The following is a 21,166-nucleotide window of genomic DNA, read 5'->3' as shown; positions in this document are numbered from 1 at the left end:
TTAGAAGGTCTGGCCGGGCTGTGTCCCGGTCAGGACGAACAGTCGGTTGACGATTTCAGATACCGACATCGCCCCGAAGCCGATCGCGGCGTGGTCGCCCGTCTGCTTCGAGCCAATGAAGAGCGCGGGCACACGCTCGACGCCCCATGCGACAGCCTGTGCACGGCCATCGGCCGGATGCGGAAACTCGTCGATGCCGCGGCCGTCGACTGAAACCCCCAAGACATCGATTCCGTATTTGTCTGCGAGCATCTTCACAGCCGGAGCCATCGCGTGGCAGTAAGGGCAGTCAGAGCGGAAGAAGAAGATCAGCCCATGGTCCTTGGCTAGGGCACGCAGCTGCGCTTCCTGATCCTGGTCGCGCTGTGCGTCGAACACCTTGATCGCCGAATTGTTTGCGGGCCGGGTCAACGTGTAGTCGAGCGCAGGGTTCTGCCAGACGACGCGACGCCACGTATCAGCAAAGGTCGAGCCCTTCTGCTGGGTCACCTGCCAAAGCTGCAGGTAGTCGCGGATGTGGTCGTCGGTTGGCTCCATCGTCGCGAGGTCGAGCCGGCGCGCGAGTTCCTTTCGCATCTGCTCTGCCGTTCGGATATCTGGAATTTCAATTCGCTGCGGCTCTGCGTTCGGTGCCGGCGCGGCCGGAGGAGCAGCTGCTGTGGCCGGCGCTTGGTCGACGTCGTCGCAGTACCAGTTGGTGCGCGGCGCGTATGGGCTCACATCGCCAGCACGGCAATTCCAGATCGATGGGTAGTCGAGCGGATTGTCAGCCGCATGGGCGATGCCGGACAGGGCGATCGCGGACGAAAGAAGAATGCGAAGCGTAGCGCGCATGGTGTTACTCCAGGTCGCCGGGCGGGCTACCGTCCGCGCAGATATTCATGTGCATGGTCAAAACTGCGTCGTCGCGGCCATTCGGGGTCATGGCACCCGCCTGAGTCCACACGAACTGAACGCGTTTGCAGTCGGCCTGAGGCAGATCCCTCTCGACGGTCGCAACTACCATCAGTGCTCCAGTTGCTTGGAACTGGCGCCGAAACTGCTCCGCGATCGGGCCCGTCACGATCCCCTGCGCATGCCCATGGCGAATAGCGTCGGCAGTGAGCGCTCGCGTGTCGTCGTAGACTTGACCGTCACCCTCAGCTCGGGCCGACGAGATCGCAAACAAGGCGCTTAGCGTGAGCGCGCTGAGCCAACGCGCCGAGCGGTGAAAGGGTTGCCGATTCATGCCGAAGCCCCAATCTTGGCGGCCGGCTCGCGAGCGATTCGCCATTCAGGATTGAGTCGGGCCGCCTCTTGGTCGGCGGCCTCCGCGATCGCAATTGCGACGTCATCAGCGCCGAAGTACTGGGCGGTAACAGCGAGGGACGCGCCTTGTCGAACTACGGCAGAGCACGCCTGCTGTGGGGTCACTTCGCCCAAAGCGATCCGTGCCGCCTGGTCTGAGGCAATGCGTTGGACGTGCCGGACCAACATCGCCAAAGCGAGTTGCGCGTCGGAGTGCGCCTGGTGCGGAAGGGTGGGTTGGCTCACGAGGTTCTCCGTTTATCAGCCGGGCCGATGTTCGGCCGGACGTCGGTTGAATTGTCGGCGGGACGAGTGGCGCTGTCCCAGGCCGGAACGTGCTCAGCGCAGGCGCTACATACGCCCAGGCCCGAGCGGTAGTCGACCCTCAGCCAGTGGCAAGGGATGCTGTTCGCGTCGCAGCAGGCATGGAAGTTGTCGCAACCACAGCCGATACAGATGGCGCATTCGAGCAGGCTTGCCAGTGCGTGATCGTGATGATTGGCGGTCATTGCCCGTTCCCGTAATAGCTCTGCACCTTATCGTTCACGGTCTTTTGAACGCTGCCGGTGATACCTCCCTGATCGGGGTTCTTCGGTGCGACAGATGCGATGAATTCGGAAAAGTCGATCCGTGAGAAGTCCAGTTGCGTGATCTGGTCTGCGCTGAATCCCCCGCACTGGTCCATCGGCATTCCGAGTTGCGAACGGCCTTGCCGATTAATCAGCTTTGCGAGGATCGAGTTGAAGCAGCAATGGTCTTGTTCCCGCTCGAGGCAGACGCCGAGAACCTTCTTCGTGCAACGCGTGCCCGTCTGGACGCAGAGGTTCTGGCCACGTTTCAGCGAGAGCGTCTGCTCGGCTGTATTGCATTTCAGCCACATCTGTACGAGCTGAATCGCGACCGACAGGGCGAAACTCGACGGATCGAATCCGACGAACGTGAACCCGGAAGAGAAGGAGAAGCTGAAGGTGAATCCGTACATACCGAAGGTCGGCGTGAAGCCGCCGCCAGAAAACAGCGACGTCACGCTGTTGGCCGCGCCAATACCCTTGCTCATCAGCGTGCCGTCAATGTTCTGATACAGGGCGTCGTACATGTAGTGCGAGCCGGTAGCCAACGCCTTACCCGTGCCGACCGCGAGCATCGCGTAGTTGACGAATGTCTGCCCACCATCGTTCGACGAGCAGCAATTGGACAGCGTGGCGCCACCGACGCCTTTGATGCTGCAGGTCTCGTGGTAGCCCTTGAAGATCTCGACTGCCTTCGAACTAACGCCGTACACACCGGCCTCGCGAGCCGCCTCGAGCATCGCGACGGCCTGCCCAAAATCCTTGTCTTGTGGCGCGCTCGTGTCGAAACAACCCACCCCGTTTTGGCAGAAAGCACCTTTGTCGCACACGGTCTGATTCACGACCTGATCGGGCGTCGTCTTGCACAGGAACGTGTTCTCCTGGGTGATGCAAGAACCGTCGGCCGCTGCCGACAGGCACCGCGTACTCACCTGACCGCAGCCACGATCCCGCAGCGCTTGACAATCACTCGACGTATCGGTCGACCGGCACTGGTAGCTCGCGGTGTATCTCCAGCAATCACGCGTCACGTCGACGCCTGAAATGTTCTTCGTCGACGGGCCGTCGACGCACACTTCACTGATCTTCTGGCACATGGGCTCGGCGTGCACGATATGCGCGGCGCTGGAAATAGCCGCCGCGGCGAGCAGCACAATCCGGAGGAGGAATCTCTTAGACATAGGACACCTACTGCGAGCGAGAATCGAGATACAGGCACTGGTTGTCCCAGTGGTCGGTGATCGATGTCTTCTGGATCACACCGGTAGCCCAGCCGTCGTTTTTCGCTTGCAGGACCGGTTTGAGCGGGCAGTTGTCGTTGATGTCGCACACGTTCATCAGCTCGGTCCACTCCCAGTAGATGTGATAGGCGCATCGATCGGAGCCCGGTTGACAGCCGGTCGAATCCTTCAGGATGTAAACCGGTACGTTGCGAATGGAGTACTCCCAGTCGGGATGAGTCATCACCAGCTGGTAGCCGAGCGGGCCGCCGACCGTTTGGGTCCAAGAAGAAGGCGGGATGCTCGCGACATCCTTCGGAATCTGAACGGTGGCGTTACGCACCGTACCGCCGCGGATCCCGAATGCGTCGGCGGTCATCTCGATGTACGAATGGCTCTGCGCGGCCGGATCACACTTCGCGAAGATCTTCACGTGGTCTACCGCGTTGCGCGGTAAGTCGAGCGCTTGAAAGAGTTCTCCCGGCTGACAACTCATCTGCACGTCGACCGAGAGGATCTTCTGGCAGGACTGGTCGCCGAGGGTCTGGGTCTCGCTGCAGGTTTCCGTCGTTGTCTTGCCGGGAATCTTCGTCTGTTCGACGTGGCACTGCTGGGTTTCGCTACCCTGTGCGGTACCCGGGTTCGCGATAATGTTCTTCGATCCCGCCATCAGGGGATCCTTGTTCTTGTCGATCTTGAATTTCTGGCGCTGACCGGGATTGCGCGTCATGAAATTGACGGCATCGCATTCCTGCTGGTCGAATGCCGAACCTGCCTTGTAGGACTGGCAGGTGATCTGCTTTTGCGATCCGGCCGCGCCGATCGCACCCATGCCGTTGCCGAAATCGGCTGACTCGGGCGCATTCGTGTTGTAGTAAGGCAGGTTCTGCTGGCCAGTCGCCGAGTTGATCGCACCAGCGGCCGCGTTCTTGCCATTGCCGGCGAAATCCTTGCCAGCCTGGAATGCGGCGTCGGGAGTGGATTGTGCGAATGCCGTGGACGCGAAGAGGCTCACGATGCAGAACATCGCGCGTGGAGCGCGCCTGCCATTCCGGCGCCGTGCTGCGGGTGCGAATGCAAACGGTTTCATCTCAATAACCTCCTGCGTGCGGGAGGGCCGCCGTCATGTCGCGGAGAAACGAGAGAACGGTCATAGCCGTCAGGAGGATCAAGAAATCCCACTTGAGCTCTGATTTCACACCGATCCTGCTGCGGACATACGTGCGAACTCCGAAACTGATCAAAGCCACCACAGCGAGACCGGCCAAGAGCGGCATTGAAACGATATGAAGCAGGGACGGTTCCAGGAATCGGCACAAGACGAACATGAGGAAGATCACCCCGACGACGATGTCGAACAGCGCGATCTGTGCCACAAGCTTCCAGTTCCCTGAGTGACGTATCCGCTCGCTCTCGACCTTCATCGCAAGGGCAATGATCACCACTGCAATAGCGAAAGTCGTCAACATGTCAGTGCTCCCCCAGGCTCGCCAGGATTCTGTCGGCGAGGGATTGGTAATCCGACGAGCGGCGACCAATCTCGCGAAGCGCATACGTCACGGTCACATCGCCCGTCACGCCTGCGAAATTCGCTGGCAGCGAACAGCCTTCAGCATCGAGATCGAGGGCCCGGTCCGCCTTGACGAGCACGATCGCCGGCACAGCCGTGATGCGGTACTGCTTGAACGCATTCGGGTTGACCTGCACAGCCGATGCGTCGACACCGAGCGCCTGGATCGCACTGACAGTGGTCTTGACCGAGCCATCCTTGAAGCCGCGCAGCACGACGACCCCGCCGGCGCGCGCGACGTCGCGCACCAAACGCTTGAGCGATTCGGCCGGCATGGACAGGCTGGCGAACGCGAGCAGTTCCTCCTGCTTACGCGACTGTGCACGCGCCGCGTAGCGCTGTGCGACGGCGAGAGGATCGAGCTGCGCGCGCGGCGGCGTCGGTATGGCCGGAAATGCGTTACCCGCTGCCGAACGGCCGAGATTCGGGTCGGCGAACATTGGTTTGCGCTCGCGCTCGATGCGTGCGCGTTCTGCAGAGATCTGCGCGTCTGACGGCAACGCGGCGACGGTGCCTGCGGCGTTGGCGACGATGGCGGCGCTCAACCCGATGATCGCGAGCACGAAGTTCCGCGGGCGGGCGAAGAAGGCGATATGGCTCACGGCAAGACTCCCAGGCAGCAGTTCTTTTTGCGGAACACCATGTAGGCGAAGTCTTCGCCCTTGTATGGATAGCTCTTGCCTGCGCCCCAAATAGCCGTCGTGCGCCCGTACGGCTGGCAACAGCGCCCGTTCGTTTTGGCGGTCTCCGGGATGGGGTACAGCATCTGGTATTTGTATTGGGTCTTGTCCATCACGGGCATCGGGTAGCTGCCGCACAGCCCGCTGCCGCCCATAGTTCCCCACAGGAGTCCTTCCCGATGAAGCTTCGCGGTCATCCGCTGCACGAGCAGTGAGCTCGCCTGAACATGCGAGACGTGTGCCTGCACGTGACCGTTGAACGGATAGATCGACCCGTTGCAGCCCGCGCACCAGAAGAGCGCGTTGCTGCCGAAGCCCGCGGTCGACAGCACGCAGTCGCCGGCGCACGCAGCCTGTGCTATGGGGTTGCCGAACAGGAACGTCTCGGGGTTCAGCAACATCGTCAGCTCGTCGTCGTTCCAGGTCGGATCGATTTCGGTGAGGTACGCGACATCGAAGTTGCCCGTCTCGAGACACGCGAAGTCGAGCAGCACCTCCAGCCAGAACAGGATTGGGTCGAGGTACCAATGCACCTGATAGCTCGATTGCTTTGTCAGATCCTGCTGCATCCGCACCTCGCCCTCGGGCGCACGAATGCCCGGATCGATCTTGATGCCGCCGAGCGAGACGAAGCAGTAGGGCACACGCGTCACGTCGACACGACGTACGGGCTCCCAGAATCCGATCTTGATCCCGAGTACTGGACCGCATGCGCACAGCAGGCCGCCAGGGTTGTCGCCGTCCTCTTGGCCCGCGGTAATGATCGGTGTCCCGCCGAGCGAGATCGGGAAAATGCAGCTCCAGCAGATGTCGGTGATGGGGTTCGCGAATTTGCCGTTGCAGTTCGAGGACACCCCAGCCAATGCGGGACCACTTACAAGCACCAGCGCCGCGGCGAAGCAGATCATCGTAGTGAGGCGCCGAATCATTGCAGCTCCTTCGCCGGAATCACGGACAGCTCGAGTTGTTTGCCGCGCTGCTGAATCACGGCCGGCACAACCGAAATGCCGAAGCGGGCGGACAGCACGCCATGCTGATCGAAGTAGACCTGTTTCTTAAACTGCTTCGTGAGGTCGAGCCACGATCCAGCGACCAGCACGGGTTTCACGCGTGCGCCGGCGTGCGCCATCATGCGCTCGACGCCGGCCGCTTGTTCGGGGTCGCGGCCATCGAAAAATACGAGCGTCTCTGTGAACGGCATCAAGTCGAGCGGGTTGAGCTTCGTCCCGGCCGGGATAACGACACGCCCGTCATCCGTCGTGACCGGCTTGGAATAGGTGACCGTCGGATCGATGAGTCGCAGGCTGCGCTCAGTCGCCGTGCGGATGCCGCCCACCGGTGCGGGATTCTGGGCGCTATCGAGCGATCGATGGGTCGCCGCTTCTTGCAGTCGCTTCAGTTCCCCGCTCCGTTCCTTCGCGCGCAGCTTGGCCATGATCTGTGCGACGGCGTCCGGCTCCGCGATCGGGTAGGTGGGGCCGATTGCGCCAAGCATGCCGGCATGGACGTCGCCGATCGCACCGGCGACCAACATAGCGGCGGCGGCCGCTTTAGAAAATTTCATATGCCCTCCCGACTACGTCGTGCTGGGGAATATTTCCGGTCAGCGCGTAACGTGAATCCAGGCTGTTCGGGTTCGGTGTCGCGACGAAATAGTGGCCGTCGGGAATCACCCCCGGCGCCGCAGGCTTCAACGGAACGCCAGCGAGCGTGACGGTCTTTGCACGGCCGATCACGACACCGTTTACGTAATAGACGCCGTCTCGTACCGAGACGACGTCGCCTCCTGCACCGGCGACGCGCTTGATGAACGTCACACCACGGGGATAAGTCGCTCCGCCGTGCCACCGAAACGCGACCAGATCACCCCGCTTGACGGGTTCACCGATGTGCGTGACGTAGAGCGTGCCCGGCAGGCTACTCGTCAGATTGATGGAATAGTCAAACCACGGATTGAGCGACCAGCATACGAAGCCGGCCAGACCCAGCGTGCCGGAGGCGCCGATCGCCGCAAGCCGTACGGCGCAGTATCGGCGCGAGCGGCGCGGCCATGAGTAGGATTCGGTCGGAGCGGGGATCATTTGACGTCTCCAAACGGTCACGACCAACGACGTGCATTGCGGGCAATGACGATCGCCACAATGCCGTACACCATGCAGCCGAGCGCGCCATCCATGCCCGCAACAACGAGAGTGACTGCTGCGAATCCGACGCCCAGGCACCCGATGAACAGCCAGAACAGTGCGATGGGCGTCCAGCGCGGCGGCACGGACTGTTCGCCGGCTCGAGCGGAATCAGAACGAGTCGTTTTGAGCATGGCCGCTCCTCATGCCTGTCAAGTCCCAGGCGTTAACCCTCTCCATCGCATCGAATGCAGCAGCGGCATCGCGCTCGCGAAACGCCGCGGCGAGTTGCGCGATCGCCTGACGTTCGCCATCGGCGACGTCTACCAGCGTCGAACCGCCCTCCAAATCGCCATGTGGGCGGACCTCCGCAAAACAGGTCATTTGCCTCAAAAGCTGATTGCGGCTTGCCGCTAGAATCGCGACGTGCAGCGTTTCGCGGTACTTCTCGTAGTCCGCATGATTGATCGGTGCAAGGCGGCGATAGCAGGCGGCCAGAATGCGCTCGCGCGTCGGGTCGTTCGAATAGACCGCTGCTTCCGCCGCTGCAAGGGGTTCGAGCAACTGGCGGACTGCAGCGAGATCGCGTTGAAAGGTCGGATCCGGCTCGCGCTGGTGACGCCAGCGGACAACCTCCTGATCGATCACGCGCCACTGCCGCGCGTCGACAATGCGCGTTCCCGACTTAGGACGAACCTCAACCATGTTGCGCGCGAGCAATCTGCTAATCGCCTCGCGCAGCACTGTCCGGCTGACTCCAAATTCGGCGGCCAGGACATCTTGCGGGGGCAACAACTGGTCGGGATAGCTGCGCGTCACGATCGTGCCGGCGAGCAAGTCGAGGCTGATTTCAACCCGCGAACGTGTGAGATCCGCGAATGCGCTCGCTACTTGCCGATCATTCCGCGTGGGCTCGGTTGTCACGTCCTCCGCCTCGTCGGCTGTCAATGGCGTCAGCAGGGTGTTGAGAGCGTCGCTATTCAAGTCTGCACCTCGCTTAGTAGGCAAGCGTGTAGTCGGCGCCTTGGCTCCAGCGCGACTGCCAATGGTTGAGATAGCTGCGTGCGAGATCGGGGCAGCCGGTAAGCAGCAGGACGTTTTCGCTATTGCGGCGCGCCGCGGCGGCGCTGAAATTGAAGGAGCCCGTCTCGACCGCGGCGCCGTCAATGACGATGAATTTGTCGTGGTGGATCGCGTAAGCGGCGATCGTGCGCGTCGGGATGCCGGCCTGCACGAGCACGTTGAGCGCAGCCTGTTGTGTGCGCTTCGTGCTTTCCTTCGCGTCGGCCAAGACCGCAACGTCGATCCCGCGGCGCTTGGCGCCTACCAGCGCGCGCGCGACGGTCGGAGACGTGAACGTGTAGGCCGCGAGTCGGACCGACTGCCGAGCACGTTCGATCGCGGTCAGCACGAGCTGCTCTGCAGTCCCCTCCGGCGAATAGCCGACGTCGACGGCACAGGTCACCGCGGCGTACACGGACTGCGCGGCAGCCGCGTTCGCCGCGAGCGCAATCATCGCGGCCGCGAGCATGTTGCTCAATGAGGATTGGTGACGTGCGACTTCCCTTCTGTTCATGTCTCTGTCCTTATGTGTTTCAGCAGTGGCTCAAAAGCACTGCCGCTGAAACGGGTTCCCCAACCTCGGCGCGACTCTGCGCGCCCACAATTGCGTTAGATCGAAGAAAAACAAGCCGATGACGATGCCGACCACCAACGCGACGATCGCGAGCACGAGGAAGTAGCTCACACCTGCCGCAGGTGATTCGTGAAAGATCGTGAAGCCGATCTTCGTTGCAAGAAACAAGAACATGGCGACGGCCGCCGGAGTGGCGAAGTAAAGCAACGTCGGGCACATGTTGGGGTTGGGCGCGGGCGCAAGCGACAGCGCTGCGGCGATCCAAAACAGCACGGCGATGCACTCGGCGAGTAGTCCGAGCGCGAACCAACCGGAGTGATGTTTTTTCTCAGTCACTTCGCACGACCTGGTCGGTTGGCAACGTCGTTCCGGTTGCTGTTGGACGCATCGGTCGAACTAGCCTGCGCTGATTTGGCCACCGCAGATGCATCCGATGCTGCTGAGTCCACTTCCGCCGCCCCAGTGGACGCGCTTCCCGACATGGACTGGGCCTTTGCACCCGCGATCCGGGAAGATCCAATGTCGCGCCAGGACTGTGCATTTGCGCGCGGCGAGGTCGCGTAAAGCTCCTCCAGTGTCGCCGTGTAGTCGGACGCGGTGTCCGCGACGGCCAGCAGCATCAACGCAGCGGCCTCTTCGAACGGCACGCGCGACGCGTCCACATTGGCACGAACCACCCAACCACCCGAGCTGGCGTCGCGCTCGACAACGAAATTGAATTTCGCTTCGCTCAGCTCGAGGTACGCAATCCTGTTCCAGATTGGTTGCACTGTGCCGTCGCGGCGATGCCAACTCTTATCATCAAGGTCGACGACCCGCCGGGCAGGATTTCTAAGTTCCTTCGCAACATCGGGATCGCGCACGTCAATGGCCACATCGCAGTTCATGCCGTCCCGAGCAAAAAAGCAGTTCAGCGACTGGATCTCTTCCGGCAGTGTGTATTTCGTTTCGCTCGCGTGACCGCGAAGCGCAGCAGTGAGCGGCTCGTTACGCGGCAACGCGCTCGCATCACCGCGGTAGTCGCTGCTGCATGCGGTGGACAGGGCGGCCATGGCCAGAGCGACGCCCACACCGCGAAATCGAAAGACGGGCATTGATGCATTCATCGCGCGGCTCCGGTGTTTGACGTTGCCGACGCAGTGCCCGCAGCCCCGCGTGGCGTTACGCTGACGTGGCTGGCAGGCGCCGCCCACGTCTCGCGCAGACTCTGAGGATCGCTCGTCGGATGGGCTCGGAGATATTCGTCAACTGCCGCTATGGCTTTATCCGCCAGACGCTCCGCATCCTCAAAGGACACCCGAGACTGGTCAGCGTGAACTCGAACACGGATGACGGCAGGAGCCGGCTGCGCAATGACAATTCGGAACTTCGAATCGTGCAGTGCCTCGGCATCGAAAAGCCATTCCAAACCGGGCCTCATTCCAGACGGGCCGAGATAGCTACGAACCTGGAATGTCGCGCCGTCTTTACGAGATTGTTTGTCGCTCATCGCGACATCGCAGACCAAAAGATCGGCCAACCACCCAGTGTCAACGTAGCAATCGATCCGCGTGACTTGCGGCGAAAGCGTGGCTTTGCTAAACAGGTCGGTCAGCTGCTGATTGAAAACCGGTTCGGGGGCCGAATTTCGGTAGTCCTGGCTGCATGCAGTCAATGCGCAGGCAGCGAGGGCGAACGCGCCAGCGATGCCGGCGCGACGGTCAATGTTCATCTTCACTTTTGATCACCTCCGGTATCGGGCGTACGCAGCGCCGGAAGAGCGCGCGACACCGTGACATCAATCTGGTATTCGCTGCCGTCAGCCCTGGGCATCAATCGCTTGACTCCGTCCATGGCCGCGAGCGGATCGCGCGTCCAGGTGGTGAGCGTGAGTTCTGTTGTCTCGTCGACCGGCAGTGCGGAGCCAGTCGAGGCCGGAAGGCTTGTCTGACGCGAAAGATCGAAAGCGGGCGCAGATGAGGCCGCAGTTCCCGTCGCGGCGAGAGGAACGGCGCGAGGTGAGACATTCGGACGGCCGACTATCCAGTCGACGACCGACGCGGCCGCAGGCGCACCCAACACGAACGCAGCCGCCATGGTTGCGACGAGCGCAGTCGCACCAGCAACCACCCAGCCCCGCGGAACCTGCGCGGGTCGCGGGCCACGGTCGTCGCTCGAGTCAATGAACTCGGGCTGACGCAGGCGAACATGCAGGAATTCCCCAGCGCGCAAGAGCAGTTGATCGAGCACAGCCTGATTGGGCTCCGTACGCACGAGCGTAAGTAGCGCTTCGAGCTCGTCATACTCGGGCGAATGGAGGCGCGATTCGAAACCGATGCGCTCTCCGAGTCGGGCGAGTGCACGCCCAGAGTACGCATCGAGGTGCGCGAACACATGACGAACCTGATGGTCGAAGACCTTGCGGTCCACGCCGACGAGCGGGAATTTCTCGGGATAGTCGACGACCACGTTCATTTCCGTGCTCCCTTCGGTTGGTCGAGCTTGAACTGCGCGCTCAACGCGTCCGTATAGTCGACAACTGCCTCGGTGTTCAGTACCGCTGCCTTGTTGACGAGCACGCACTTGCAGCTGCGGCCGAGCGCATCGACGGCCACTGAGAGTTCGCGTGCGAACCGGGCGGTGTCGTCGACGGCCGCCTGCGCGTCGCTGGCGCTTGGTGCGGCCTGTGCGCCATGGCTCGAGCGGAATGCAGCAAGCTGTCGCGTCTGCGCCGCCTCAACGAGTTTCTGCAGGTCGACGGTAGCGACGGGCGCCGCGCGGTGCGCCGAGACGGTGTAGAGCACCGGCCCGATGACGGCGAGCGTCACCAGGGAAGACGCCAGAACCGGCACTGCATGGCGCATCCAGTCACGTCGTGTGCGACCCGGCGCGGTTGTTGCATCGACCGCGGCCGAGTCCGACACGGGGACCGGACGATCTGCCGGCAGCGTCGGCTCTTGACGCGGGACGTTCGGTTCAGTCGTCATGCTGCGGCCCTCGCTCGGCGGCGTTCCAGCATCACTTCGAGCGCCTGGAAGTGTGTGTAGCCCTGTTTGAGAAGATGGTTGCGCTCCTCAACGTCCTCGCCAGTGGACGTCGCCACCAGCAGTGCGAACGGATCGGGGATATGCCGCACCAACATTTGGCCGTCCGGCGAATCGATGATCATCTCCGCGAACTGGCCATCTTCCTTCTGCAGCGAGCGGATCATCTTCTCGACCGCCGGCGTGAAGCTCGCAAGCCCATCCTTGATGAGGTTGTCGAGCTTCTGCTTGTCCTGGCGAAGGATGAACTTCCAGTCTGCGTTGTTGTATGCAGCCTTCGACGCGTCGTTCTTGTATGCGTCTTCGATCGACTGTGTGCCCAGTCCGAAGATGCCCTTGTACTTGCGCGCGCGCCGATAGCCCTCCTCGATGAAGAGTGCTGTCTCCCGATCGTCGCCCAGGAGCTGCCACGCTTCGTCGACTACGCACAGCTTGGGGAGGTTTCGCGGCGACATATACATGTCGTGTGCGATCTTGCTGGTCAGTGCGAACAACACCACGCGGCGCAGCTCGGGCGCATCCTTCAATTCTTCGAGCTCGAGGCAGGTCAGGTCGTTGTCGAACGAGATGTTCGCCTCGCCGTTGAAGAAGCGGCCGTAGACGCCGCCTTCACAGAACGGGCGAAGTTGCCGGCCGAGCTCGTAAGCGATACGTTCGATTTCGCCCTTCTCGTTCTTGATCTCGGTCATCAGGTACTCGGCGATCAACGTCGGGTTGGATGCCCGGTTGTGGCGATTCCACACGACGGTGATTGCCTCCTCAATGAACGCGTACTGCAGCGCATTGAGCGGCGCCTCCGGGGACGCCATGCGGCCGATCAGGGGCTTGAGCATCCGAAGTTCCTGCTCGAAGGTGTTTTCTTCGTCGACGCCGACCCACGAGAACGGATTCACGCAGATTTTTGAATTCAGCGTGAAGCGGATGAACGCTCCGTCCAGCATGTTCACGAAGTTTTCGTAGCCGCCACCGACGTCGATGATGGCGCAGCGCGCGCCGACACTTCGATAGCCGAATGCAACCTCGTTGAGCGTCACGGTTTTTCCGGCACCCGAAACCCCAGACGCGAACAGGTTGTAATTGCCTTGTCTGTTCCGGTAAAAGTCGACCGGCGTGATCGTCCCTCGTCGACCATAGAACAACATGATCGGATTGCCGTTTCCGCTCCATTCGCCGAGCACTGGCGACATATCGACGGCATTGACGGTGGTCTTCTGGCTCATCAGGCGGTTGCGCTTCAGGTCGCCGCGCGCACCTTTCGTGAGCGTCATCGGGATGCTCGCGTACAGTGCCTGCAGATTCATCATCCGAAGGGGGACGATCCGAAACCCGACGTGATCCCAGAGGTTGATCGCCGTCTGGCTGTACCGGTTGATCTGCTGCCTCGGGGCAAACAGGATCAACGTGTGATACAGCTCGCACATCTGCCCGCCTGCATCCAGCTGGACCTGGACCATCTTCCAGTCACGGCTCTGGGCAGCGAGACTCGGTTGGAACTTGGCCATCTTCGATTCGGCGTTCTGCTGCGCTCGCGCCGTACGAACCTGGACGCGGCTGTCGACCACATTGCGGTCAAGCGTGAAGATCCCGCCGCAGATCAGGTACGGACATGGGTATTGAAGCTGGGTGTCGGTAAACGAGCCGACAATGCCCGTCATTTCCCAAAGATGCTTGCTCCTCGGATAGCGTTGCACGCCAAACGCTCGGACGGCCACTCGAGTGTCCTGCTCATCTTCGCCCGGGGGAACCCCAAAAAGGATCTCGGTAGTGCGCACGCGTGCGCGGTGTCCGAATGCCGTGATCTGCTCCTTGATAGGGCGGGTCGGGTCGTACCGGAGATCCGGCATCGGTTCGCCGTTGAACAAGTATTCCGGGTTGAAGATCGGGAACAAAAATGCAATCAGGTCGTCAGCGTCCATCTGGCGCGCCGGCAGCTTGCCCGCGCGCAGCGACGACATGAGCGTCGACTTCAGGTCTGCCATTTCGCTGACGAGCGTGTGATCCGTGTGCGATCCGGAGCGGGTGACGGAAAATACCAGTCGCGTTTGCTTGACGAGAAACGGAGCGGAGTCCCACAGCGATTGCCCTTGCATTGAACGGATATAAGCCGTCCGCCGACGAGCAATGTCGAGGAACATTGGATCCACTTTTCCGGCCTCGACCGCTTCGTGGCGCAAATCTTCGTAGTGCTCGAGCACGGCATCGACACGAGTCGAGCCGAAAAGACACCACTGGACGCCTGTACCTGCAGGGATCGGCGTGAACAGCGTTGTCAGTTGGCTGACCATGTCCTCGTCGGCACCGGTTTGCTGGACGACCGAGAAACAGAACGCCACAGCGTTGTCGTTGTAGAAGAGGCCCGTGTCGTCGTCGTACTGGTCGTACTTCAGGATGTGATGAAGGCCGGATGGCGACGAGCCCTCGCGCGAATTTAGCGTGGCCTCGATGTCGTCATGCGCCGGCGTCTCGCCGAGAACTGCGTCGCGCCAGAAGCTTTGCGCGGCGTCTCGCGCCTGCCGGATCCACGATCGGTCGAAGATTTGTGCCATGGTCAACGCCCCACGGTCGAGGCGTCCGGCATACGTACGCCGGCCGCGAACTGCTTGAGCGAGTCGCCGGCCATTGCGGCCTGGCGCATGGCTTCGTCCGCCATGCCAGAGAGGCCTCCGGTTGGCGCGGGCGCGCCGGAATCAAGCGCCGGGACAGTTGCAGCGGCCGCCGGCGCCGCGGGCGCGGGCACCGCCGCCGGCGCCCCGGCGCCGTCCCGAACGGCAATGCCGGGAGCTGGCCGATACAGATCGCGAATCCGGCGTTGGTTGTGCGCGATCAACCACTGGCCGTTATCGATCACGAGATACGCGTAGGATTGGTCATAGAGGTCGCCGTCGGCGTCCTCCCACGGCGCGAACCAGAGGCGGAGCTCACGCGGCGCGCTGCGGATCGGCGATCCAGAGAACAATGGACGGGACAGCACGGCACTGCCCGGCGCAGGCGTCTTCGTAGTCGTCGCCAGCGATGCGCCGTGGCTGATTTGTTGTCCAGGAAGGTTGTTCGCCCGGAGATTCGCGTACACGCCGGACATCGACGCGCACGCGACACCGTCTGGTGCCTTGCACGAGAATTTGTTGGAAGCGTCCAGTCCAGAGAAGGAACAGCCGGCAAGGCAGATAGCGGCCGCCGTGATCAGCGCGGTGCAACGAATCGGATTCCGGTTCATTTGAGGGCTCCTTGCGGCTGAGCGGAGGCGTTCGACGAGGCGGCACGTGTGCCGGCGTCGAGCCACGCGCTGAGCTGCGCCGCCGACACTGCGCCGGGCAACATGCGACCGTCTTCGGCGATGATCGTTGGCGTGCCGGTAACGCCGAGTCGGGAACCGAGCACGATGTTGTCGTTGATCGGGTGGTGGCAGGAGACGAGCGGCGGAAGCCGGCTCTCCGTCATCCACTCCCGCCACGCCTTCGCCGGGTCTGCCGAGCACTGGATGCGGATCGACTTCGTCATGGCGTCCGGGTGAAGAGATTCAAGCGGATAGAGGAACGTGTAGATTGTCACGTTATCGACCATGGCGAGCTGCTGCTCCAGCTGGTGGCAATACGGGCAGTCGGGATCGGAGAACACGGCGAGGACACGCTGGCCGTTGCCGTGGACGGTCTTGATTGCGTGGTTCAGGACCGCTGCCGGAAAGCGGGTCTTGTAACCCTGAGCCTTGCGCTGTTCGGTGATGTCGACCTGATCCTGCATGTCGTACAGGTGCCCGAACAGGAAGTAGCGACCTGTGCTGTCCGTATACGCCACCGTCTCGCCCATCGACACCTCGTACAGGCCGGGCAGAGGGGCCGGCTTGACGTCGCGAAACGGTGTCTTCGGATAGGTCGCCGCCAGGTGGTCCGAGATCTGCTGGACAGCTGCCGTATCGTCGGCGGCGTAGACGAGCGAGGTGTAAGGAAAGGTCGTAGCGAGCGCGGCGACGAGCAGTCGGACGCGATCGCGCAAAAAGCGGTTATTCATCTCGGGTTCTCCGATTGCGATTGCGGGAACGGTCCATCGTCGAACGCGCGTCGAACAGCGCGGCCGTAGCAGCATCGACGTACACCCCCTTGGTGATCGAGACTTCGATCGTTCGGGTAGCGTCCGTTTCGATTACGGGGAAGAGCTTGTCAGCGGCCTTCAGGTAGTACTGCGCGAGCATCTGGCCGGCAGTTCCGACACCTCCGCCGATCGCGGCTCGGCCAACCTGGCCGCCATCGATCGTCTGCGCAACGCCGCCGCCTCCGAACGACGTCACCGTCGCGGACTGTTGGAACGCCTGGCCGATGCCACCAAGCGAGCCGGCCAAAATCGCATTCGCGAGAACCTGGCCCTGCTTCGTGACAAGTCGCCCGCGGACGCCTTCCTTACCGTCTTCGCCAATCAGCTTGCCCTTGATTTCGAGCTCGATCGGATGGCCGGCGATAATGCATGACAGGATTTGTGTGCGGCCCATCATGCGTTCTGCAGACAGATCACCCCACGCGCTCGATACGATCCGACAGCCCCGAACATCGAGGCTCTTTCCGTTCGGGAGATTCGCCGGTTTGATCGCTTCAAGGTCGACCGAAAGCGGGTCACTTTGCGCTTGCCCGCCAGTGGGGGCGTCGACGCCGTTGAGCATCGCGACCGGGATGAAGGAGCCGGCCGGCAACAAGTTGACGTCGCCTTTGCCGCCGATACCACCAGCGGCTCCGCCATTGGTTGACGTGGTCATCTTGTAGCGGCGCGCTCGTGCGTCGACAGGGAACCCCTGGACTTCGAGCTTGCCCCCGGTACCACCAGCGCCGCCGCTGACGCCACCGGCGTCGGCGCTGTCGTCGAAATCGATGATCTCGAGTTCGTTCGATGCCGGCATTCCCTCGCCGATCGGTGTATTCAGCGCGGTGTTGTCGCCCGGCGGTGTCAGTACGCGCTTGCCGCCCAACCCTCGACCGGTCGTGCCAACTGGTAGAGGCTTGTTGAGGGTGGCCGGCGACGTCGCCGTCGCGGAAGTGGTTGCCGAGGGTGCAGAGGCAGCCGCGGCCGCAGACGCGGCGGCAGCCGCACTAGCGGCAGCACTGGCTTCGGCAACCTTCTGGCCGGCGACATCGGAGGCAACTTTGTCGATTGCGGCCTTGGCGGTTGCCTGTTCGGCAGCAACGCGCTGAACTCGCTGCTCGAGGTCAAGCAGCTTTGCATCGGACTGGCCCCGCCACGCGTCGCGATCGCTTATGGAGCCCGGAGGTTGAATAGTTTCAACGACAGGCTTCGGCTTAGCCGTCGGCGTAGCATCGCCGCTTAGAAACAAGCCGACACCCGTCGCGGCAAGGATCAAAACCATCGCCACAATCATGATCACGCGTTGGCGAGATTTGATGCGATCGTTCGTGCCCGCCCCTGCGGACGAATCGTTTCGGTCACTCATCGCGGCCCCGCTCCCTGACAATGTAGACGCGCGTGCTGTCGCCCGGTGCGAGCGTTTGTTGCTCTACGGCGACGACCACGACGCCTGGGCGATACAGCTCTTGTTCGGCGATCACCATGTCGCCGCTGGACACGTTCGTGAGCGTGTATTGCTCACCCACGAACGCATCCTCGACGTACTTCGTATCGAAAGTGAGGCGTGCTTCTTTCCACAGCGGCACGTCCTGATTCACGGGAACTGCCGATGCCGCAGGATCTGCACCGGGATCGACTTGAGCGGCGGCCATCTCGTACACAAGATCCTTGATCGCGCTCTGGTACGCCGACGAAGTCGCCGCCGTGCGGGCCGCGGCACTCCGCCCAGGAGCGTCGCCGGCGGCCGGCACGATGATGTTCGCGGACGGCACTCGGCGTGGCTGCAGTAGCAGCTGGTAGGTAGCGCCTTGATCGTCGATCACGTAGAGGGTTTCGGTGCCCATCCCGTCCCCGCCATTTGCGAAGGCAAAATAAAAGACGCCGTTCCCCTTGTCCTTCACGTAGGTCAGCGCGCCTTTGTGGCTGGGCACAACTTTCTTGATGGCTCTGCCCGCGATTTCGAGACGGTTCTGCTCGGTCGCCGAGACCGTATATTCCCGTGGCTCGCTCGCCCCCGCTGTCGCTGCGTTCGCGGGCAGAACGTTAGCGGCCGCTATTGGGAACAACGTTGCCGCGGCTATCCACTTGCGCAAGTTGCTGAACATAGGTCTGTCCTGTCAGGGTGATGTTGAAGGCGACGAGAAGGCTCCGATCTTCCTCGCCGACGAGCTTGTCGCCGATGTAGGTTTTGAACGTACCGGTCGTGATCACACGGTTGTTGGGCCGGTCAATGCTCTTGGTACGCATCACAAAAATCGTCGTGATGCGCTCGCGCTTAATCCGGATTGCAGCCGCGTCGAGCATCGTCTTGATGACCGGGTACGCTGACGGGTCGGTCATCTTAAGAATCACGGCATTGTTGTGGTCGACCATTTCCGGTGTTGTCGTCGCCTGCAGGCTCAACACGTAGTCGGACATGTCGCTGAGGTAGTCGCCATTCGCGGTGCCTGAGCCGATTTCGTAGGCGTGGCGAATTTCCGGGGGGACGACACGGGTAGGGTCACGAAGGACGAGAAACATTACGAGGATGAGGCCGAGAACGATCGTGCCGAGGGTGAAGACGAGGCAGAGCTTCAGGAATTTCACCTGGCTGCGAAGTTCGGCGCGCTCGTTCGCGGCGCGGTCGGGAGTCATGGTCGATTACCCCTGGAAATCACGCAGGTAGCTGTCGGGCAGGTCCGACATCGGCGGCTGCCCGGTCATCCAACCGAGCAGGTGAAAGGGAGCGCCCTGGTGGGTGCCTGCCTTAAAGAACTTTGAATAGATCGTGGCCAGACCAAGCCCCAATGCGACGCCGAGGATCGGGTACCCGGTGCCAAGGCCAACAGTGATGCCGGTCATGACCACCATCGCAACGTCCCAGTCCCAAAACAACAGCTTTGCGCCATCGTCGAGCGTGACGGGGATGGCGTGGGAGAGATCCTCGGCTGCCATTCTTCGTTCTCCTTTAGATTGTCGCGGTGAAGCTCGCGTTGATGATGCCGACGATGATGCCGACGAGCAGGCCCAGCGCGACACCACCGAACAGCCAGTTCCAGTCCTTGCGAACCGCTGCCATGAACATCCCGATCATCACGCATACGAGCGCGGCGAGCTTGCCGGCGTTGCCCTTGACCCAGTTCTCGAACTTCTGCGATGCGTCCTGGAATTCGGTGCCGTCGGAGGCGCCGACGTGCATGCAGGTGAACACGATCGAGACAATGAGGATGGTGAAGAGCAGGGCTTTCGCCCATTGGCGGAGCTCGTCGAACATCGCGTCGCGACGTCCGGGATCGAGCTGATAGGCGACGTTTTCCGGCGCGATCAGCGAGTTAGCGACAGACTTCAAAATGACGGACATGCTGGCTCCTTGCGGTGGCGGTTAAAAACTACTTGCAGAGACGCACGCGCGGCTTGTGCGAGACTTGCCGCTTGTGCTTGACGGCCTTGCGTTTCGTGGCCGGCCGAGTAGTCGGCTCGGGAACCGTCCACTCGGGTTCGGGAGAGCGCGCGACGGGCGCCTGCGCAATGTGCTTAACCGTCCGCGGCGGGCATTCTTCGCCTTCGCAAATGACGAACTGGGCATCGGGACGCATGCCGAACTGCGTGACGTCGGAGATCCGGCCGACTGGTTGCGGAGAAGCGAGCGTCTGGGCGCTCCCCGATGCGGCAAGTGCGGTTCCGAATACCGCTGCTGCAATTCGCACAGCGATCGACAAGATTGAGCGGGTCATTGGGCCTCCTGTTGGGCGCGTTTGTAGGCGGCGTAGTAGCGCTGGACGTCGCGTACATACCGGAGCTGCGCCGCCGTATTGGTGGAGGCGGGGCCGGTGTTGTAGCAACCGACAGCCTTCCAAGTGGTGCCGAACTGCGAGATGCAGTTGGCCAGCACCCAGGCGCCGACGCGCTGGCTGGTGCACGCGTCGAACAGGTCGCGGCGTTGAATGCCGACGCGCGCGAGCGTGGGAAGATGGACGGTGTTGATCTGCATCAGGCCAATGGCCTGATTCCCGTCCTTCAACATCGGGCCACGGGCTCCCGTCCAGCCTCGCGATTCTTTCCACGCGATTGCCTTGAGGAGAGCCGGATCGATGCCGTATTGCGAGCCGGCGTCTTCCCAGCAGGACGCGTGAGCAACTCGACAAGAAAGGACTTCTAGTGCGATTAGCAGTCCTATTTGTCTTATGGTAGGAGTCGGATTACGCATGTCCGATAGCTACTAGGGGCGTCGGTCACTCAGCGGTGAGCTGCAGGACCGGACAGGAATAAAAAGCGCTTCGTGCGAGGGGGTCTGCACGAAGCGGAAGGCCAGCATCCGAGGGCCGGAAAGTCCGCTGGCACGGGGAAAAAGGGTTGCGAAGCAATGTTCGAGGGAAGTTTCGCGCGGCGCGCCGGCGCGAATGAGCCGGCAACGGAGGGGGCGAGAGAGGCGGACGAGCGCAGCCGCAGTTGCGAAAGCTGCCGGGCGAACGGCGGGGCGCGTTACATCGCGTAACGAATTAACGCTTGCGCGCTGACGCGCGAGCGCAGTCACTCCCGCCGGATGGCGTACAATGGCCACAGCCATGGGTGCTCTCTCTCAAGACACTACTATTGGTCAGGTTGATGCCGGTGTTCCCGCACCTGCATCAACCGCTCACTTCAGTCCTGCGACAAACTCACCAGCTCAAAGTCCTGGTACCGAACGGTCAGCTTGGACCGTTGGGTGCAGTAGGCAATCACAAAGTCCAGTGCCTTATCCAGCGTTCGCCACATCTTCGGCGTACCGCGCTGGGTCTCAACTTCGACCCGCTTCCCGGACTTCAAGACCAGATCCACCTGCCACGTTTTGGACGGCCCTACATAGACATCGACCTCATAGGTCTCGTCTATCAAAATTACCCTGCGCGATAGCTCTTCCTGAGTGATCCCCATGTTGGTGTCGGCATTCCTCGAAGACAAAGAAGCAGACGTTTTGGGCGATTTGCGCAGTTTTCTCAAGTTCAGATAATCAAAAATCAAAATTGATGTTTTG

At 61.8% G+C, this 21,166-nt stretch carries 30 protein-coding genes; all 30 read right to left on the bottom strand.

What is annotated here, in order from left to right; genetic code table 11:
- Positions 1–834: a conjugal transfer protein TraF gene (locus ABD05_RS35220; RefSeq protein WP_047904813.1), complete on the bottom strand. Its 834-nt coding sequence runs from the start codon at positions 832–834 to the stop codon at positions 1–3.
- Between the two features lie 4 nt (positions 835–838).
- Positions 839–1,228, bottom strand: a complete 390-nt coding sequence (locus tag ABD05_RS35215) for a hypothetical protein (protein ID WP_006493947.1) — start codon at positions 1,226–1,228, stop codon at positions 839–841.
- Complete coding sequence (locus ABD05_RS35210) at positions 1,225–1,533, bottom strand: hypothetical protein (RefSeq protein WP_047904812.1); 309 nt, start codon at positions 1,531–1,533, stop codon at positions 1,225–1,227. The genes ABD05_RS35215 and ABD05_RS35210 overlap by 4 nt, the downstream gene beginning before the upstream one ends.
- Positions 1,530–1,796 (bottom strand): hypothetical protein, encoded by a 267-nt coding sequence (locus ABD05_RS38485; protein WP_158361742.1) that lies wholly within the window; start codon positions 1,794–1,796, stop codon positions 1,530–1,532. Before ABD05_RS38485 ends, ABD05_RS35210 begins: the two co-directional genes overlap by 4 nt.
- Positions 1,793–3,037 carry a conjugal transfer protein TraN gene (locus ABD05_RS35205; protein WP_047904811.1) on the bottom strand — a complete coding sequence of 415 codons (1,245 nt, stop codon included), beginning with the start codon at positions 3,035–3,037 and terminating at the stop codon, positions 1,793–1,795. Before ABD05_RS35205 ends, ABD05_RS38485 begins: the two co-directional genes overlap by 4 nt.
- A 7-nt stretch (positions 3,038–3,044) precedes the next feature.
- Entirely contained in the window at positions 3,045–4,166 is a 1,122-nt protein-coding gene (locus tag ABD05_RS35200; RefSeq protein ID WP_053060052.1) for a hypothetical protein, read from the bottom strand.
- A 1-nt stretch (position 4,167) separates the two neighbouring features.
- The gene (locus ABD05_RS35195; RefSeq protein WP_082146357.1) at positions 4,168–4,545 is read right to left on the bottom strand and encodes a hypothetical protein; all 378 of its coding nucleotides are present in this window, start codon (positions 4,543–4,545) and stop codon (positions 4,168–4,170) included.
- Position 4,546: 1 nt separating this feature from the next.
- Positions 4,547–5,248: a type-F conjugative transfer system pilin assembly protein TrbC gene (gene trbC, locus ABD05_RS35190; protein ID WP_047904809.1), complete on the bottom strand. Its 702-nt coding sequence runs from the start codon at positions 5,246–5,248 to the stop codon at positions 4,547–4,549.
- Positions 5,245–6,234: a conjugal transfer pilus assembly protein TraU gene (gene traU, locus ABD05_RS35185; protein WP_148669221.1), complete on the bottom strand. Its 990-nt coding sequence runs from the start codon at positions 6,232–6,234 to the stop codon at positions 5,245–5,247. Before traU ends, trbC begins: the two co-directional genes overlap by 4 nt.
- Positions 6,235–6,251: 17 nt before the next feature.
- A complete protein-coding gene (gene traW, locus ABD05_RS35180; RefSeq protein ID WP_047904807.1) occupies positions 6,252–6,890 on the bottom strand; it encodes a type-F conjugative transfer system protein TraW in 639 nt (212 codons plus the stop codon).
- A complete protein-coding gene (gene lepB / locus ABD05_RS35175) occupies positions 6,877–7,407 on the bottom strand; it encodes a signal peptidase I (protein ID WP_053060051.1) in 531 nt (176 codons plus the stop codon). The genes traW and lepB overlap by 14 nt, the downstream gene beginning before the upstream one ends.
- A gap of 17 nt (positions 7,408–7,424) precedes the next feature.
- Positions 7,425–7,643, bottom strand: coding sequence for a hypothetical protein (locus ABD05_RS37230; RefSeq protein WP_082146356.1), 219 nt, complete (start codon positions 7,641–7,643; stop codon positions 7,425–7,427).
- Positions 7,621–8,433 (bottom strand): FadR/GntR family transcriptional regulator, encoded by an 813-nt coding sequence (locus tag ABD05_RS35170; protein ID WP_082146355.1) that lies wholly within the window; start codon positions 8,431–8,433, stop codon positions 7,621–7,623. The genes ABD05_RS37230 and ABD05_RS35170 overlap by 23 nt, the downstream gene beginning before the upstream one ends.
- Before the next feature lie 13 nt (positions 8,434–8,446).
- Positions 8,447–9,025, bottom strand: coding sequence for a phospholipase D family nuclease (locus tag ABD05_RS35165; protein WP_053060050.1), 579 nt, complete (start codon positions 9,023–9,025; stop codon positions 8,447–8,449).
- Positions 9,026–9,055: 30 nt separating this feature from the next.
- Positions 9,056–9,421 (bottom strand): hypothetical protein, encoded by a 366-nt coding sequence (locus tag ABD05_RS35160; RefSeq protein ID WP_047904805.1) that lies wholly within the window; start codon positions 9,419–9,421, stop codon positions 9,056–9,058.
- Positions 9,418–10,191 (bottom strand): hypothetical protein, encoded by a 774-nt coding sequence (locus tag ABD05_RS39260; protein ID WP_238594246.1) that lies wholly within the window; start codon positions 10,189–10,191, stop codon positions 9,418–9,420. Before ABD05_RS39260 ends, ABD05_RS35160 begins: the two co-directional genes overlap by 4 nt.
- Positions 10,188–10,796 (bottom strand): hypothetical protein, encoded by a 609-nt coding sequence (locus tag ABD05_RS39255; RefSeq protein WP_047904804.1) that lies wholly within the window; start codon positions 10,794–10,796, stop codon positions 10,188–10,190. The genes ABD05_RS39260 and ABD05_RS39255 overlap by 4 nt, the downstream gene beginning before the upstream one ends.
- 2 nt (positions 10,797–10,798) lie before the next feature.
- Positions 10,799–11,539, bottom strand: a complete 741-nt coding sequence (locus tag ABD05_RS35145; protein WP_047904803.1) for a hypothetical protein — start codon at positions 11,537–11,539, stop codon at positions 10,799–10,801.
- The gene (locus tag ABD05_RS35140; RefSeq protein WP_082146354.1) at positions 11,536–12,051 is read right to left on the bottom strand and encodes a hypothetical protein; all 516 of its coding nucleotides are present in this window, start codon (positions 12,049–12,051) and stop codon (positions 11,536–11,538) included. The genes ABD05_RS35145 and ABD05_RS35140 overlap by 4 nt, the downstream gene beginning before the upstream one ends.
- A complete protein-coding gene (traC, locus tag ABD05_RS35135; protein ID WP_047904801.1) occupies positions 12,048–14,654 on the bottom strand; it encodes a type IV secretion system protein TraC in 2,607 nt (868 codons plus the stop codon). Before traC ends, ABD05_RS35140 begins: the two co-directional genes overlap by 4 nt.
- A gap of 2 nt (positions 14,655–14,656) precedes the next feature.
- The gene (gene traV / locus ABD05_RS35130) at positions 14,657–15,322 is read right to left on the bottom strand and encodes a type IV conjugative transfer system lipoprotein TraV (RefSeq protein ID WP_047904800.1); all 666 of its coding nucleotides are present in this window, start codon (positions 15,320–15,322) and stop codon (positions 14,657–14,659) included.
- Positions 15,319–16,113 carry a DsbC family protein gene (locus ABD05_RS35125; RefSeq protein WP_053060048.1) on the bottom strand — a complete coding sequence of 265 codons (795 nt, stop codon included), beginning with the start codon at positions 16,111–16,113 and terminating at the stop codon, positions 15,319–15,321. Before ABD05_RS35125 ends, traV begins: the two co-directional genes overlap by 4 nt.
- A complete protein-coding gene (locus ABD05_RS35120; RefSeq protein WP_047904799.1) occupies positions 16,106–17,539 on the bottom strand; it encodes a TraB/VirB10 family protein in 1,434 nt (477 codons plus the stop codon). The genes ABD05_RS35125 and ABD05_RS35120 overlap by 8 nt, the downstream gene beginning before the upstream one ends.
- Complete coding sequence (locus tag ABD05_RS35115) at positions 17,532–18,278, bottom strand: TraK domain-containing protein (RefSeq protein WP_047904798.1); 747 nt, start codon at positions 18,276–18,278, stop codon at positions 17,532–17,534. Before ABD05_RS35115 ends, ABD05_RS35120 begins: the two co-directional genes overlap by 8 nt.
- Positions 18,217–18,807 (bottom strand): TraE/TraK family type IV conjugative transfer system protein, encoded by a 591-nt coding sequence (locus ABD05_RS35110; protein ID WP_047904797.1) that lies wholly within the window; start codon positions 18,805–18,807, stop codon positions 18,217–18,219. The genes ABD05_RS35115 and ABD05_RS35110 overlap by 62 nt, the downstream gene beginning before the upstream one ends.
- 6 nt (positions 18,808–18,813) lie before the next feature.
- Positions 18,814–19,107 (bottom strand): type IV conjugative transfer system protein TraL, encoded by a 294-nt coding sequence (traL, locus tag ABD05_RS35105; RefSeq protein ID WP_006487365.1) that lies wholly within the window; start codon positions 19,105–19,107, stop codon positions 18,814–18,816.
- 13 nt (positions 19,108–19,120) lie between these two features.
- Positions 19,121–19,513, bottom strand: coding sequence for a hypothetical protein (locus ABD05_RS35100; RefSeq protein WP_006487426.1), 393 nt, complete (start codon positions 19,511–19,513; stop codon positions 19,121–19,123).
- 28 nt (positions 19,514–19,541) lie between these two features.
- On the bottom strand, positions 19,542–19,886 hold the full coding sequence (locus tag ABD05_RS37220) for a hypothetical protein (RefSeq protein WP_082146353.1): 345 nt from the start codon (positions 19,884–19,886) through the stop codon (positions 19,542–19,544).
- On the bottom strand, positions 19,883–20,359 hold the full coding sequence (locus tag ABD05_RS35095) for a lytic transglycosylase domain-containing protein (RefSeq protein ID WP_047904796.1): 477 nt from the start codon (positions 20,357–20,359) through the stop codon (positions 19,883–19,885). Before ABD05_RS35095 ends, ABD05_RS37220 begins: the two co-directional genes overlap by 4 nt.
- A 434-nt stretch (positions 20,360–20,793) precedes the next feature.
- On the bottom strand, positions 20,794–21,066 hold the full coding sequence (locus tag ABD05_RS35090; RefSeq protein ID WP_047904795.1) for a hypothetical protein: 273 nt from the start codon (positions 21,064–21,066) through the stop codon (positions 20,794–20,796).
- Between the last annotated feature and the right edge of the window lie 100 nt (positions 21,067–21,166).

The organism is Burkholderia pyrrocinia, from assembly GCF_001028665.1.
GTDB lineage: Bacteria > Pseudomonadota > Gammaproteobacteria > Burkholderiales > Burkholderiaceae > Burkholderia > Burkholderia pyrrocinia.
Note: the sequence above shows the minus strand (reverse complement) of the source record. Positions and strands in the feature narration are given on the sequence as shown.